At 35.8% G+C, this 15,427-nt stretch carries 13 protein-coding genes; all 13 read left to right on the forward strand.

Annotated features, from left to right (window positions below; all coding sequences use genetic code 11):
- Positions 1–313: 313 nt before the first annotated feature.
- The 13 genes from RIL182_RS04030 to RIL182_RS04085 all read left to right on the forward strand — a co-directional run bounded on the left by RIL182_RS04030 (position 314) and on the right by RIL182_RS04085 (position 15,418).
- Entirely contained in the window at positions 314–2,278 is a 1,965-nt protein-coding gene (locus RIL182_RS04030; RefSeq protein ID WP_006856659.1) for a hypothetical protein, read from the forward strand.
- 31 nt (positions 2,279–2,309) lie between these two features.
- Positions 2,310–4,337, forward strand: a complete 2,028-nt coding sequence (locus RIL182_RS04035; protein ID WP_241070766.1) for a hypothetical protein — start codon at positions 2,310–2,312, stop codon at positions 4,335–4,337.
- Between the two features lie 219 nt (positions 4,338–4,556).
- On the forward strand, positions 4,557–4,697 hold the full coding sequence (locus RIL182_RS21130; RefSeq protein ID WP_006856657.1) for a hypothetical protein: 141 nt from the start codon (positions 4,557–4,559) through the stop codon (positions 4,695–4,697).
- A gap of 32 nt (positions 4,698–4,729) precedes the next feature.
- Positions 4,730–4,981, forward strand: a complete 252-nt coding sequence (locus tag RIL182_RS21590; RefSeq protein WP_006856656.1) for a hypothetical protein — start codon at positions 4,730–4,732, stop codon at positions 4,979–4,981.
- 563 nt (positions 4,982–5,544) lie between these two features.
- Entirely contained in the window at positions 5,545–7,413 is a 1,869-nt protein-coding gene (locus RIL182_RS04045; protein ID WP_006856655.1) for a polysaccharide biosynthesis protein, read from the forward strand.
- Between the two features lie 12 nt (positions 7,414–7,425).
- Complete coding sequence (locus tag RIL182_RS04050) at positions 7,426–8,709, forward strand: AAA family ATPase (protein ID WP_006856654.1); 1,284 nt, start codon at positions 7,426–7,428, stop codon at positions 8,707–8,709.
- Positions 8,710–8,797: 88 nt separating this feature from the next.
- Positions 8,798–9,199: a hypothetical protein gene (locus RIL182_RS04055; protein WP_243128729.1), complete on the forward strand. Its 402-nt coding sequence runs from the start codon at positions 8,798–8,800 to the stop codon at positions 9,197–9,199.
- A complete protein-coding gene (locus RIL182_RS04060) occupies positions 9,196–9,804 on the forward strand; it encodes a sugar transferase (protein ID WP_006856652.1) in 609 nt (202 codons plus the stop codon). The genes RIL182_RS04055 and RIL182_RS04060 overlap by 4 nt, the downstream gene beginning before the upstream one ends.
- Positions 9,801–11,870, forward strand: a complete 2,070-nt coding sequence (locus tag RIL182_RS04065; protein WP_006856651.1) for a glycosyltransferase — start codon at positions 9,801–9,803, stop codon at positions 11,868–11,870. The genes RIL182_RS04060 and RIL182_RS04065 overlap by 4 nt, the downstream gene beginning before the upstream one ends.
- A gap of 115 nt (positions 11,871–11,985) precedes the next feature.
- Positions 11,986–12,801, forward strand: a complete 816-nt coding sequence (locus RIL182_RS04070) for a glycosyltransferase (protein WP_242655531.1) — start codon at positions 11,986–11,988, stop codon at positions 12,799–12,801.
- Positions 12,798–13,709, forward strand: a complete 912-nt coding sequence (locus tag RIL182_RS04075) for a glycosyltransferase family 2 protein (RefSeq protein WP_006856650.1) — start codon at positions 12,798–12,800, stop codon at positions 13,707–13,709. Before RIL182_RS04070 ends, RIL182_RS04075 begins: the two co-directional genes overlap by 4 nt.
- Positions 13,710–13,775: 66 nt before the next feature.
- The gene (locus tag RIL182_RS04080; protein ID WP_049938245.1) at positions 13,776–14,615 is read left to right on the forward strand and encodes a glycosyltransferase; all 840 of its coding nucleotides are present in this window, start codon (positions 13,776–13,778) and stop codon (positions 14,613–14,615) included.
- A gap of 17 nt (positions 14,616–14,632) precedes the next feature.
- Positions 14,633–15,418 carry an ABC transporter permease gene (locus tag RIL182_RS04085; RefSeq protein ID WP_006856649.1) on the forward strand — a complete coding sequence of 262 codons (786 nt, stop codon included), beginning with the start codon at positions 14,633–14,635 and terminating at the stop codon, positions 15,416–15,418.
- Positions 15,419–15,427 lie beyond the last annotated feature (9 nt).

The raw sequence follows: 15,427 nt of genomic DNA on the forward strand, positions 1-15,427 counted from the left end.
TGTAAGCCTTGATTTTACTGGCTTTACGACCATTTTTTTGCTTTTCAACTGTCAAAGATGGGGAATGGAATGTAAAATGTGCGGGGAGGAATAAATATTGTAATTTGGATGGAAATCCGATATACTAAGTCAGAGGATAGCAAAGAATCAAAAGGATATTTTTAGTTATCCGTTATATTGGAGAAATCATGGAAAGAATAGCAGCAAGCGGAATACAGGCGTTACAGATTTTGCTTGAAAATAACGGCATTATTTTGGAATTGCATTTGAGGGGAAAAGGTACAGATTGAAGGAATAACTTGAGGGATAGAAAATGAAAAACTACAAAAATGAAAAAAGCCTGTTTGTTGCGCTGCTTGGATGTACAATATGTCTGATGTTTACCTTGATGTATTTGGGAGGATTTAAAAGTCTGACGTATTTTCTTGGATCAGAAGCAATATATGATTTTCCAGAAACCGATATGATAAAAAATGCAAAAGGATGGGAATATCATGAAGAAGAAAATGGATATTATATTGTCAAGAATAATGCGGTTAATAAATATCGTGTAGATCGCTATGTCAGGACATGGAAATATTTATATTTGACAATTAGCAATTGTTCAGTGTCAGAAGTACACGCAATATTAGAATATTACGATAAAGAAAAAAATATATTAAAAGAACAGCCCATTGTAATTTACAATGGAGAAAATGAGATAGAGCTTAATGAAACTATAGAGATATATCGCATAGGCATACGTATTCGTGATGCGAAAGGTATCTTTTTTTCTATGGATTCAATGGAGATACGAAGTGAAAAGGCTGGATTTTCGTGGCAGAAGTTTTATGAATGTATGGGAATGAGTCTACTTATTTGTGGATGTGTGATATTCATGGGATATTCTGTTAGAAAAAAATATGTTAATACAGAAAATTATGCTTTGGAGAAAAATACTGGACTCTTATATATATTGCAGAGTCTTTATGTGCTGCAGGGGAATATTGTTGGAAAAAAGGCAATTCAGAAGTGCAGAAAAATAGACAGAAAAGTGACAGTTGAAATTTTGTTATGTGTTTTTTTTGCATGGATTTTGTTTTTTGAAATAATGGGATGGACAAAAGGGGAAAGCTATCGTTATTTTTCATTGGGATGTGCTGTTATTTTATTTGCCTGTGGATGTTTGTTGTGGAAAAAAGAATGGAAAAATACAGGAGTTATGTCATCAGTCCTGAAATCATGGTACGGATTATGGATCATGATGGCATTATCAGATGTCTTTAAAGAGGATGGGGAAAAGTTTTTTTCTTATGTGATGATATTTTCAGCAGGCTTTTTTATTTTTGCGTATAATCAGCGATTTAAAGCGGATGCGGTGATATGTCTGTTTTTAAGGGCATTAGAAATAGATTATGTTCTGGTTGTATTGTTTTGTATCTTTTTTAGACCTAAGATTATAACAGTTTATTATAATGGAATTTGCAGACGTCCAGAGGATTTTGCGATGTATGCCCTGTTAATATTTGCCCTGTTTGTATGGAAGATATATGGGTTAATTGATAATGATGCGTCATATCTTCAGTGGATAGGTTATGGGATGGGGGCAGCGTCAGCACTATATTTTGTACTTAGATCAGGCGGAGTAGTGGCAAAAATTGCATTGATTCTTGTAGCCATAACATATTTATATGGGTGCGTTTATATATGGGTGAAGAAAAGGGTTAGTTTTAGATATCGGTGGAAGCAAATACTGACGGCAATTGCATTTTCATTTTTATGTGTGGTAGTTATACATATTTCGGTCAAATATTTGCCAGATATTTTGCAGACAACGGTTGTGTTTGAGGATGAACAATTGGTCAGTGTACTACCAGAGGATGAATTGCAGCTTTATCAGCAGATGTTTCCAATAACATTGGAAAATGTGACATCGAAAGACACTATCAATGTTATGGGAAGTTGGAAAAATTATGCAAGAATGATGGGGTTATATGGAAATGCAACGCAGATATATAGAAACAGGGAGCCCGTTCAGGCATATAATGGATATCTGGATTTGATGTATCATTACGGTATTTTTGCAGTAATTCCATTTGTATTATATCAAATTTATGGGTTTTGTATATCATTAAAAAAATGTAGAAGATTTTTTGGCAAAAAAAATCCGTATATATTTGTACTATGTGTTAATATTATTTTTACAGTATTTTGTGTGTTTGGGAATGCGTCTGTCAATTTTGGAAACATAGCAGTATGGTGTTATTTCCTTTTTAATGGCGTTTATTTTAAAGAGTGAAAGGTTTGCAATACATTACAGGGAGAAATTTATGTCAGGAAATACAGATGTTTTGATGAAAACAAAAATATTTTTGGTAAAAATCTGTATATGGATATTATTTTCAATTATTACAGGGATTAGCTGTGCAGCCTGGTATGTAACAGGAGGAAATATAACCCAATTTTATAATAGGGGCGACTCTTTGCAGTTTTATACAGAAAAAATTGTAAACAATCTGCAGAATATATCATTTGAAAATGAAAAATTTATTATACAGGGAGACACTGCACAAATTGTTTTTGACAGTTTAAATAAAAATAACCAGTGGAATTACTTGAAAACGGATTTGTATAATATGAACTGTGACTCAATAACTGCACAAATTGTTTTCTATGATCGGACATGGCAAAATGTAGGGGAACAAGAATTGAATTTAATGGAGGGAGAGAATCTATATCAGCTAAATGGAGAGAGTTTTTCAAAAGTGGTATTTTGTTTTGAAAATGAACAAGGAAAAGAATTTTCAATTAATAAATTTGAAATTTCTACAGATAAAATGAAGGATGATGAAAAGCTGCCAGCTGTAAGTGTATTATTTTCAATAATCTGTATGATCATAACAGGAATTTTATATTGGCTGAAAATAAGATATGGCAGAAAAGGTAATTATAAATGGGGAAGGGGATTACAAAGTATTTATATATTGGTGGGAAATGAGATTTGGCGAAAGCTTAGAAATGTACCGGAAAAAATGAGAAATTTTATTAGTATATTTCTTTTTTCGGTGATGTTTATTTTTTTGTCATTTATAAATGTATATGGCCTATTCTTTAAAAAAATGACACATGCATATACAATGTTTGTTTTAATTGGATGTATGTTATTGATAGCTGGATTGAATATACGAAAACCTTTGAAATATCGTAACTGGAATAATTTGTTGGTAATATCTTGGATCGTATTATGGGTACTGACTTGTATTTCGGACTTTATTGTAACAAAAAAAAGTGCGTATTTCTCTTTTTATGGATATTTTATACTGTTCCCGACAGGTTTTCTGTTTTTTGTATGGAATAATCAGGAAAACAGGGAGAAGATGTTGTGGCAATTATTAAAGGCACTGGAAATAACATTTGTATTATGTGTGGTGTATTGCCTGATGTTTCGCCCGGAAACAGATGGATACAGATATAAAGGATTTTATACCAATCCAAATCCATTTGGATTATATATGGCTGTTATGATAGGTGTCTTTTTATGTGAAATAGACTATTACATAAAATGTAAGGAAGTTAAAATTTTAAAGATTCTTCCATATGCCATTGGTTTGACAACAGCATTTTTTTTCCTGAAAAAAACACAAAGCACAACAGCTACTTTAGCAATTCTGTGCGGTGCATTGTGCTGGGGAATAGAAAAGATCCTGAAAAGACACATGAAAAAAACTATGATCGCAGTGATGTGTTTTGTGATATGTTATATTCCCGTTTCAATGGGGTTACAGTGGGGAATTACCAATATATCAGAGGCAATCGGAACGCAGATTGTATATCCGGTGGATTATGAATATGCATCTGTCAGAGATTTAGATGATTTAACTGGAACCATACATGTTTATGCAGCAGAAAGAGAGGATATGTCCCAAACTTCACAGAGAATCAGACAAAAGTTATTAAATTCGAATTCGATAAATGGTTTATTTTCAGGCAGGCTATACCACTATTCGACGTATCTGAGTCAGATGAATTTGTTTGGTCATACAAAAAGAGCAACTGTTTATGGATCAAATATTAATTCTGCTCATAATGGAGTATTGGCATATGCACATATGTATGGAGTTTATATAATAGTTCCTTATATAATGATGTTTGTTGGATATTTTTCGCGGGCGGTCAGGTATTGTAAAAGTGCGGAAAATAGAAATTATTATGCATGTCTGCCGTTGATCATATATGTTGTATTTTTCTTAGAGAACATGATGGACAATGTAGATATTCCATTCCATTGGATTGTATGGTTTGTGTTTATATTGTTAGGGGGGTTCTTGTTTTCTATGCGGGAGGAAGAGAAAGTGTAGATAACAGCAGAGATTTCGCTTTAAAAAATAAAAGTCCCTGTTCTGCCTGTGAATTCCAGGTAAAGCAGGGGATATCAATTTTGGGTATCAAATTACTGTTTTTTTCTGTATAATCACTCAAAAAGGACACCTTTTATTGTATAATTATGTTATGGAACAAAACATACGAAAGAAGGTGTCCTGAATGAAAAATTAGCATTGAAGAAACTGCTAACTTATATGAAGAGTGTATATAAAATCCCGCAAAAAATCAAGTGTTTAACGGACGAAAGAAAAAGAAAATCTATTCCATTGTTTAACATTGTCATGCCGGTACTGCTTTTTCTGATGCTGCAGTCCGCGACCTTCTCTCCAGAATAAACCTGGATGAAATACGCAGCATACATGAAGAAATGATTGATATCATAAAACGTAACCGGGTATTCCGGGAAGGAACGATAGGCGGAAAAAGGTTGATTGAGCGGCTGAAGAAACGGCATGGACATTTTGCGGATGTGATTGTGGCGGATGCGTTATATCTGAATGCTCCATTTATCAACACTCTGAAGGAAAATGGTCTGGAAGGGTGTCCATATAAACTGCGTGTGGTGCGGTATCATGAGCAGTGGGAAGAAAATGGAAAAGAAAGAGAGCGTTTCATGTGACTTGTAACGACACTGGAAGCGGCAGACTACCGGGTCTTATGGGAAATGATGCACCGCAGGTGGGACATTGAGGAGAATGGTTTCCATCAATTGAAAACGTATTATCACGCAAAGCACTGTTACTGTCGAGATGCGGTTGAAACCATATTTAATCTGATAAGCATAGGCTTTAATGTAAGAGAGTTATATTTGTACCGAAGAAGCCGGAACTTTGCAGGAAGTGGTATAAGCCGAAAGAGCATAAACCGGATTTTTTGCGATGAGCTGCTAACAGAAAAGGTGAAACAGATTTTATATGAAAAAGGTGGATAGAAAATCACCAGAAAAAATATATAGGGAAAAAGCAGGGGGAATTTTGCGCGTATTGACCAGGAATGAAGGGTAACCGCAGATGGAATGCTGATAACTGGATTATTTATAAAAATGCATAGATAAAAAAGTTAAAAGCGAAATCCCTGAGAAAAAAGGGAATCGGTTTACACAAACAGAATAGATATGCTATAATAATGCTGTTATACCCTTGGGTATAACAGCATTTTGAATATAAAGGACAATAACAATAGATGAAACAGTTAATTCAAGATAGACAGTTATTTATGCGCCGTATTTTTTTGATGTGTTATGACATGCTTGCTGTATTTGTTGCGAGTATGTTTGCGCTGATAATACGGTTTGATCTGAACTTTTACAATGTACCGACAGAATATCTGAATGAAGTATGGAGAACACTTCCGTATATGATGGTGATCACATTGATCATCTTCTGGGCACTCCGATTATATTCAAGTCTGTGGAGTTATGCAGGGGCACTTGAAATGATGTATGTTGTTTCGGCATGTATACTGGATGCGATCGTGGTAGCTGCATTGATCTTGGTACGTAACTGGGGAGATATGTTCCCGGTTCCACGAAGCTTTTATATTTTATATGGGTTATTTTTACTTGTGCTGATCATGGGATGCAGATATTCCTATCGTGGACTTAGGGCAATCCGGAATATGCGAAGAGACGGCACATATCGTAGGAATGTACTGGTAATCGGTGCAGGTGAGGCTGGTAATCAGCTGATTAAAGAGATTAACAATAGCCGTTATGTAAAGAAAAAAGTTGTCGGTGTAATTGATGATGATAAGACGAAGATTGGTAATTATATCCATGGAGCAAAGGTGATCGGTGACAGAAGCTGCATCCGGGATAAGGTGTTGGAACTGCATGTGCATGAGATCATTATAGCGATGCCATCAGCCTCCCCGAAACAGATGAAGGGGATTCTTGATATTTGTAAAGAGACCGGCTGCGAATTAAAACGTCTGCCTGGAATCTATCAGCTTGTCAATGGTGAAGTTGGTATCAGCAAATTAAAAGATGTTGATGTAAATGATCTGCTTGGAAGAGAACCGGTCATGGTGAATCTTGAGTCTATCATGGGTTATGTGTCCGGGAAAGTTATCATGGTAACCGGTGGGGGTGGTTCTATCGGAAGTGAGTTGTGCAGACAGATCGCGGGACACAAACCAAAGCAGCTGATTATTTTAGATATTTATGAGAATACCACATATGATATACAGAATGAATTAAAGGTAAAATTCCCGGATCTTGATCTGGTTGTGCTGATCGGTTCTGTGCGGAATACCAATCGAATGAACTGGATTTTTGAGACCTATCATCCGGAGATCATTTACCATGCGGCAGCTCATAAACATGTACCGTTGATGGAGGAGAGTCCGAATGAAGCAATCAAGAACAATGTCCTTGGCACATGGAAAATCGTGCAGGCTGCAGACCGTTATCATGTAAAACGGTTTGTGATGATCTCTACCGATAAGGCGGTCAATCCGACCAATATCATGGGCGCAAGTAAAAGAATCTGTGAAATGATCATTCAGACTTACAATAAGCGCTCTGAGACGGAATATGTGGCAGTGCGTTTTGGAAATGTACTTGGCAGTAACGGAAGCGTGATCCCTTTATTTAAAAAACAGATCGAACGTGGAGGCCCGGTGACTGTCACAGATCCGAATATCGTGCGCTATTTTATGACAATACCAGAGGCTGTATCCTTAGTATTACAGGCGGGAGCCTATGCAAAAGGCGGAGAGATTTTTGTTCTGGATATGGGAGAACCGGTCAAAATCCTTGATCTAGCCAAAAACCTGATTCTGTTATCCGGTCATAAACCGGATGAAGATATCCAGATCGTGTTTACCGGACTACGTCCTGGGGAAAAATTATACGAAGAGATGCTGATGGATGAAGAAGGACTGCAGGATACCGAGAATAACCTGATCCACATCGGAAAACCAATCGAACTGGATGAAGGAAAGTTTTTAGAGCAGTTAGAAGAATTAAAAGAGTATGTAGTGACAGAGCCATCTGATATTCGTGAGTGGGTGAAAAAAATTGTGCCGACGTATCAGCCGAAGGAGGAGTAGAAAGGGGAAAGTATGAGACTGGAAATTCAGCATTTTTCCAAAATTAAACAGGCATCTATCAAACTTGACGGAATTACTGTGATTGCCGGTGAAAATAATACGGGAAAGAGTACGGTAGGAAAGATTTTGTCATGTATGTTTAATTCCATGTATAAAGTGGATGAAAAAGCTTCACAGAAGAAGAAAGAACAGATAGAGTCACTGCTCCGTTATAACTGGCAGAATAGCTGGTATCATAATTTGAAAAATGATGATCAGAGAGTAACTGTGAATGTACCTTCCCGAACCAGCAGAAAAAGATATGCAAATGCAGCAGAATTGATTATGGCAGCAGATGAGGAGAGAAAAATAGAAATTATTTCTGAATTATATGATAATCTCAGAAATGTGATTGATGATGAAAGCAGAGATGCATTGTGCCATGAAGTTTTAGAGAAAGTAAATAGTATATTAAATTTAAAAAATGAGGCTGTGGAGCAGACCTTGATAGCAGACACTTTTGGCAGATATTTTTATGGTCAGATGAATGATCTGTATGAGCCAGAAAGCGAGGCGAAAGCAATATTGCTTATTCAAGGGAAAAAAATACAGGTTGGGATAAAACAGAATAGTGAATATATGATAGAAAGAGAAATATCTGTCATGCATGAAGCAATCTCAATTGATTCGCCGGCAATTATGGATTATATGAATTCGTGGGAGTACAGTGATGGGCTGAGTGAACAGGATTTGCACTTGCTTCAGAAATTAAGTGCGAATATACCGGACAATGCGATTGGAAAACTGATGGCAGAAGAAAAAATCAGTGATATACTGAAAATGTTATCTGAGGTAACGATCGGAAAAGTAATAAAAAATGAGGATGGGGATTTTTTTCTGGCAGATGAAGAAATGCATTATTTTGAAATTGGAAATTTATCCATGGGAATCAAGGCATTTACAATTATTCGCACTTTGTTAGAAAAAGGCGAAATCCATGAGAAAGATGTGATGGTGCTAGATGAGCCGGAAATACACCTACATCCGGAATGGCAGCTTATATATGCAGAATTGATCGTATTACTGGAAAAATATCTTCATCTTACGATACTAATCACTACACACAGTCCTTATTTTCTAGAGGCGATTGAAACATATACGAAAAAACATAATGTGGATCATATTACGAATTATTACCTTGCACAGGCAGATGGAAAAGAAACGGTTATGAAAGATGTTACAGAAAATCTGCAGTCTGTGTATCAGTTGTTAGCAAAACCGTTTGAAAAATTAGAAAGTATTCAGATGTCTAAATAGCAGAAAGCAGGCAAGAATTTGATTTTGAAGAAATGGGGATATAATGACAAAAGAGGCAATAGAAAAACTTCCGGAAGTTATGCAGTCGATGACTGCAACATTAAAACACTGTTCTAAGGACGATGCAAGTTTTGATTATATGACGGAAAGCAGATTACTTGCTGTCAATTTTGATCGTTTTTCAAAGTATTATTGCCAAGTGGTTAAAATAGCACAACAACCGAAAACCAATGATGCATTGTATTGTACAGAAGATGGAAAGTGGTATTTTGTGGAGTTTAAAAATGGCAGCATAAAAAAGGATGAAATTTACCGGAAAATATATGACAGTCTTATTATGCTGATAGAAGCAGGAATGATCCCTGATTATCAATTTTCCAGAGAAAATATAAGCTATATTCTTGATGAAACCAATACATATACCAAAGAGCAATTTGAACAATTGTTTGTAAAAAAGTTTGAAAAATTAGAAGGGACAGACAGAAAATGACAGGATACCGTTATATAAAACGAATCATAGATATCTTACTCAGCGGGCTTGCGATTATTATATTGTCCCCGCTGCTTTTGATCTTATGCATTGCGATCAAATTAGATTCACCGGGACCAATCTTCTTTACACAAAAGAGAGTCGGCATCCACAAGACATATTTCCAGATTTATAAATTCCGGACCATGCGCACCGATACACCGAAAGATATGCCGACACATATGCTGGCAAATCCGGAACAGTACATTACAAAAACCGGCAGATTTCTTCGTAAGACCAGCCTCGATGAGCTGCCACAGATCTTTAATATTTTTAAGGGGGATATGAGTATCGTAGGTCCCCGCCCGGCACTCTGGAATCAGGATGACCTTGTCGCAGAGCGTGACAAATACGGTGCAAATGATGTGACACCGGGTCTGACCGGTTGGGCGCAGATCAACGGACGTGACGAACTTGAAATTCCGGTCAAGGCAAAATTAGATGGCGAGTATGTGAAAAAATATGGGTTTACAATGGATGTACGGTGTTTCTTTGGTACATTCTTAAGCGTTTTGAGACAGGATGGAGTGGTTGAAGGTGGAACAGGGAGCATGAAGGGGAAATGAAAAAGGTATTGATTTTAGGTGCCAACAGCTATATTGGCAACTCATTTCAAAAATATATTGGAGAAAATTATAATGACCAGTATGAGGTTCATAAAGTCAGTCTGCGTGGTGAGGCGTGGAAAGAGGATGACTGGTCGGAGTATGAAAGTGTGATCAATGTTACTGCAAAAGTACATATTACAAATGAACGATTTACGGAAGCAGAAATCAAAGAATATAATGATATTAATTGTACTCTGGCATGTGAAGCGGCTGTAAAAGCAATAAATGAAGGTGTTGGACAGTATATATTCCTAAGCACTATGAGTATTTACGGAATAGGTGACTCTAAGAAGCCGGTTGTTGTTGATGAGAGTACAAAACCGAATCCGCAAAATCCTTATGGAAAAAGTAAGTGGAAAGCAGAAGTTGGATTAAATAAAATATTTCAAAACAATGGAAATAAACAAAAAACAAAACTGGTGATCATACGACCACCTATGGTATACGGTGAGGGCTGCAAAGGGAATTTTCAGACATTGGTTAAATTGGCAAAAATATGTCCGGTTTTTCCTGATTATCCGAATGGAAGAAGCATGTTATTTGTGGATAATCTGAGTGAATTTATGGCTCAGGTAATAAAAAATCAGATGGAAGGTGTTTTTTTTCCTCAGGATCGAAAATATGTCAATACAGCAGATATGGTGGCAGCAATAGCAAGTGCTAATGGGAAAAAAATAAGAAAATGTAAAATATTTAATCCGTTTGTGGATATTGGAAAATATGCGCCTGGAAAAGTTGGGCGAATGGTGCGGAAAGCATTTGGAACATTAGTTTATGACAGTGAAATAAGTAAAAATGATATATTTGACTATCAAAAATATGGTATGGAAGATGGTATTCGGCCAGAACATAAAAAACGCGTATTAATGTTGGCACATGTATCTTCGATGATAGACTTGTTTAACATGCGAAATATTGAAATGCTTCAGAAAATGGGGTATGAAGTACATGTTGCAGCTAATTTTAAAGTCGGAAATGTCAGTTCCGCACAGCGTATCGAGGAATTTAAAAAGGAACTTGAACAAAAAAATATAAAATGGTTTCAGATTGATTTTGAGAGAAATGTATTTCATTTTGGCAAAAATGCTAAAGCGTATCAACAGTTAAAGACACTTTTGTCAGAAAAAAAATATCAATTTATACATTGCCATAGTCCTATAGGTGGTGTGTTAGGACGGTTAGCTGCACATAAATACCATATACCGGTAATTTATACAGCACATGGATTTCATTTTTTTCAGGGAGCACCAAAGAAAAACTGGCTGCTGTTTTATCCAGTAGAATGGTTGCTTAGTTTCTGGACAGATACACTTGTGACAATCAATAGAGAGGATTATGATAGAGCAAAGAAGCATATGCATGCTAAAAGAATTCTTTATGTGCCAGGAGTTGGGGTTAATCTTGGGGATGCAAAGAATAATATAGAGTATTCCGGCGAGGAAAAAAGAATAAAAAAACGAAAAGAACTTGGCATACCAGAAGATGCTTTCCTGATAGCACAGGTGGCGGAGTTAACTGCAAGAAAGAATCAGAGAACAGTGATTACGGCAGTGGAAAAATTAAATGAGCCTAACATCTACTATGTGATGTGTGGAATTGGAGAAAAAAAAGAAGAGCTGGAAGAACAGGTGAGAAAGGGAGGAATGGAGTCCCGGATTCTTTTTTTGGGATTTCGAACAGATATAGATGATATTTTAGATTGTGCCGATTGCTTTGTTTTGTCTTCTTATCAAGAGGGACTGTCTGTGGCATTGATGGAAGCAATGACAGAGGGACTTCCTGTTGTTTGTGGAAAAATCAGAGGCAATGTTGACCTGGTCGAAAATGGTGTTGGAGGCTATCTGGTAGCACCGGGAGAAGAAAGTGAGTACAGAAAAGCGTTTACAAAATTATATGAGATGAAACAAAAAGAACCACATAGATTTGAAAATATGGGACAGGCGAATCAGTGTAAAATGAAAGAGTTTAGCAAGGAAAATGTGGATAAGATTATGTGGGAGATATATAAGAATATTGGAAAATAGGTAATACTATTGCAATGTATATTGTTATAAAGTTTGTTTTGAGATGATGCATGGAAATGTGATATCGGAAATACAGTTGGAAGTATTGTAAAGTAATATGTTGGAAGGAATGAGAATGGTGCCTGATATATCTGTATTAATGGGAATATATAATGAAAAGAAAAAAGAACAGGTAGAGATGGCAATTTCATCTATCTTAAATCAATCGTACAGTAACTTTGAATTTATTATCTGCGATGATGGTTCGTCAGAAGAATTCTTCTTGTGGCTGCAGGAGTACTGTAAGACAGACGAACGGATTCATCTCCTTCGAAATGAAAAAAATGAAGGGTTGTCAAAGGCATTGAACAGGTGCCTGAAATATGCAAAGGGAGAATATATTGCACGAATGGATGCGGATGATATCTCGTTGCCGGAGCGTTTTGAAAAACAAGTTATGTTTTTAAAAACACATCCGGAATACGCATTTACAGGAAGCGCAGTCAGCCTGATTGATGAGGGGGGGATTTGGGGAGAACGTAAGCCATCAGAAAGACCACAGAAAACAGATTTTTTGTGGACATCCCCATTTATACATCCGTCGATTATGATGAAAACAAGTGTCCTGCAGAATATGAATGGATATACGACAGCGGATTATGCAGAAAGAACAGAAGATTACGATTTGTTTATGCGTTTATATGCAGCAGGAGAAAAAGGGTACAATTTACAGGAAAAATTATTTTTGTACCGCGAAGACAGAAATGCATTTGCGAAAAGAAAATATCGTTATAGAATAAATGAAGCCAAAGTACGTTATATTGGATTTGGACAACTCGGAATACGAAAAGGAAGTATGAAATATATAATAAAGCCACTGGTGGTAGGAGTGTTACCTGGATTTGTGCTGCAGAAGCTGCATAAGAGACAATTTGGAGAAAAAGAGGGATGATAGGAATTGTAATTTTAAATTACCGGAATTGGCAAGATACGTTGCGATGTATACAAAGCATTGCAGATAATCCACCTCAGGAGAAATATCAAATTATTTTGGTGGATAATGCATCTCCAAATGCTCCGGAATTTGATTTGCGGGATATCATAGAAAAATATGATATTGTATACATACAAAATGAAAAAAATAAGGGATATAATGCAGGAAATAATGTAGGAATAGCCAGAGCTCTGGAATTGGGATGTGATGCAATTTTAATCAGTAATAATGATGTGTGTTTTTCAGAAGATTGTATTCAGAAATTATGGGAATATGCTAAAACACATCCGAATGTTGGAATTGTTGGTCCAAAGATTCTGGACAAAAATGGAAGAATCCAGAAGAGTAATTTATGCAGACGGACAGGAATGAAAGAAAAATATCTGGTAAGAACCCGACTGAACGCCATCTTTCGCAAGGAGCATGCTACTTATTTTGGATTAGATCGTGACTACAATACAACATTTGAGGTATATGCTGTGCTAGGCTGCTGTTTTTTGATGACGAGAGAATGTGCACAGGCAGTAACGCCTTTAGATGAGCATCCGTTTTTGTATGAAGAAGAACTGATACTTGGAATTCAGATGGAACAGGCTGGATATCGTACGGTATATCATCCGGATGCAGTGATAGAGCATTTGCATGGCGCAAGTACAAAGCATGTAAAGGCTTTTGCGTTTGCACATAACGTGAAAAGTGAGATATATTACTGCAGAGAATACTTAAAGGCCTCGGACGCTGCAATATATCCTCTATACTGGTATAGAGTATGCCTATACCTGATTCGCTGTTTAAAGTACAGAGATTTCAGAAAAAACTGGAAATGGTTTCGGGAGATGACACGAGAAGAATTGGAAGATGCTTGAAATTAATAGTGTTGACGTCTATACTTTAAAAAGATATAATAAACTCGAGTTAAAATGGAGAAAAAGATGAATAGAGTTTTAGTATCAATTATTATTCGCACTTGCCAGAGACCATACATTTTAAAAAGAGCGTTGGAAAGTATTGTGATACAGTCATATCCTGAAATACAAGTTGTTATTGTTGAAGATGGCAATAATGAGTCAGAAAAATTTATAAAAGAAAATTTTTCAATGCTTAATATATGTTATGTTGCCACTGGAAAGAAAGTGGGAAGAGCAAAAGCTGGAAATATAGGGCTGGAATTATCAGAAGGTGTTTTCTTGAATTTCCTTGATGATGATGACATGTTGTTTGAAAATCATGTACAGACCTTGGTTGAAACATTAAAAAAAGTAAAAAATCGTGCGGCATATAGTATAGCTGAGGAACGTAGGCTAAAAATATCTAATACGACACCTAATGATTATAAAATTAAAGGAAAAAGTATTCGATTTAAGCAGCCGTACAATCGAATGCTTTTATATACATTTAATTATATTCCAATTCAGTCTATTATGTTTCATCGGAGCTTATATGAACAACTAGGTGGATTTGATGAACACTTAGATGCCTTGGAAGACTGGGATTTATGGGTAAGATATTCGACAAAAACCGACTTTTGTTTTGTAGAAAAAACAACATCATGCTATCATGTTCCTTATGAAAAGAAATTAAAAAAAAGACGTGCTGAGAATTTGAGTGAATATAGAGATGCAATTTATGAAAATTTTTCTAATTATGAAATCAGCTTGAATATAAGAGATATTAATAAAGAAATGACATATGTAATTAGAGAATATAAAAATAATGGAATTATTCGATATATACGAATGTTTTTTAGAGCACTTTTCTTTGGTGAAAGATAAGGTGAACGGGAGGAAAAATGATTAAAATATTAATTAAAGATAGAAAACTTATATGGGAATTGGCGAAAAACGATTGTAAAGCCAGATTTTCATCGTCAATATTGGGAGTTGTATGGACAATACTTCAACCACTTATAAATATGCTTGTTATATGGTTGGTGTTTCAGGTTGGATTTAAATCATCTAATCTGAGTGGTGATATTCCTTTTATTATTTGGTATATGCCGGCATTTCTTATATGGAATTATTTTCAGGAAGCAACAAGTCAGGCAACAAATAGTCTGCTAGAGTACAGCTACCTGGTAAAAAAGGTAAATTTTGATGTAGAAGTTATACCGCCCATTAAGGTGGTTTCTAATGCACTAATTCACTTTTTCTTTATTTTCTTTATTATATTTGTGAATTTGTGTTATGGAAAGATGCCTACAATATATTATTTGCAAGTAATATATTATTTATTCTGCACGGCGGTATTTTCTCTGGCAATTGGATGGCTTTGTTCTGCAATTGCACCATTCGCAGCAGATATTTCTAATATTATTTCTATTATTATCCAGTTGGGATTCTGGATTACACCTATATTTTGGGATCCATCGGCATTGACAGATACAGCTGCTTTTTTTATGAAGATGAATCCTATGTATTATATTTGCATGGGATATAGGGACTGTTTTGTATATGATGTCCCTTTTTATGAACATCCTGTATTGATGACATATTTCTGGATAGTAACTATTGTGATTTGGTTGATCGGAACTAGATTATATAAAAAAGCAAAAGCTCATTTTGATGATGTGCTGTAAAAGTAAATT

Origin of the sequence: Roseburia intestinalis L1-82, from assembly GCF_900537995.1 — a bacterium.
Classification (GTDB): Bacteria; Bacillota; Clostridia; order Lachnospirales; family Lachnospiraceae; genus Roseburia; species Roseburia intestinalis.

Bases quoted from the DNA above. Each gene is read 5' to 3' on its own strand.
- RIL182_RS04030 (WP_006856659.1), top strand. From the start codon at position 314: ATGAAAAACTACAAAAATGAAAAAAGCCTGTTTGTTGCGCTGCTTGGA.
- RIL182_RS04035 (WP_241070766.1), top strand. From the start codon at position 2,310: ATGTCAGGAAATACAGATGTTTTGATGAAAACAAAAATATTTTTGGTA.
- RIL182_RS21130 (WP_006856657.1), top strand. From the start codon at position 4,557: ATGAAGAGTGTATATAAAATCCCGCAAAAAATCAAGTGTTTAACGGAC.
- RIL182_RS21590 (WP_006856656.1), top strand. From the start codon at position 4,730: ATGATTGATATCATAAAACGTAACCGGGTATTCCGGGAAGGAACGATA.
- RIL182_RS04045 (WP_006856655.1), top strand. From the start codon at position 5,545: ATGAAACAGTTAATTCAAGATAGACAGTTATTTATGCGCCGTATTTTT.
- RIL182_RS04050 (WP_006856654.1), top strand. From the start codon at position 7,426: ATGAGACTGGAAATTCAGCATTTTTCCAAAATTAAACAGGCATCTATC.
- RIL182_RS04055 (WP_243128729.1), top strand. From the start codon at position 8,798: ATGACTGCAACATTAAAACACTGTTCTAAGGACGATGCAAGTTTTGAT.
- RIL182_RS04060 (WP_006856652.1), top strand. From the start codon at position 9,196: ATGACAGGATACCGTTATATAAAACGAATCATAGATATCTTACTCAGC.
- RIL182_RS04065 (WP_006856651.1), top strand. From the start codon at position 9,801: ATGAAAAAGGTATTGATTTTAGGTGCCAACAGCTATATTGGCAACTCA.
- RIL182_RS04070 (WP_242655531.1), top strand. From the start codon at position 11,986: ATGGTGCCTGATATATCTGTATTAATGGGAATATATAATGAAAAGAAA.
- RIL182_RS04075 (WP_006856650.1), top strand. From the start codon at position 12,798: ATGATAGGAATTGTAATTTTAAATTACCGGAATTGGCAAGATACGTTG.
- RIL182_RS04080 (WP_049938245.1), top strand. From the start codon at position 13,776: ATGAATAGAGTTTTAGTATCAATTATTATTCGCACTTGCCAGAGACCA.
- RIL182_RS04085 (WP_006856649.1), top strand. From the start codon at position 14,633: ATGATTAAAATATTAATTAAAGATAGAAAACTTATATGGGAATTGGCG.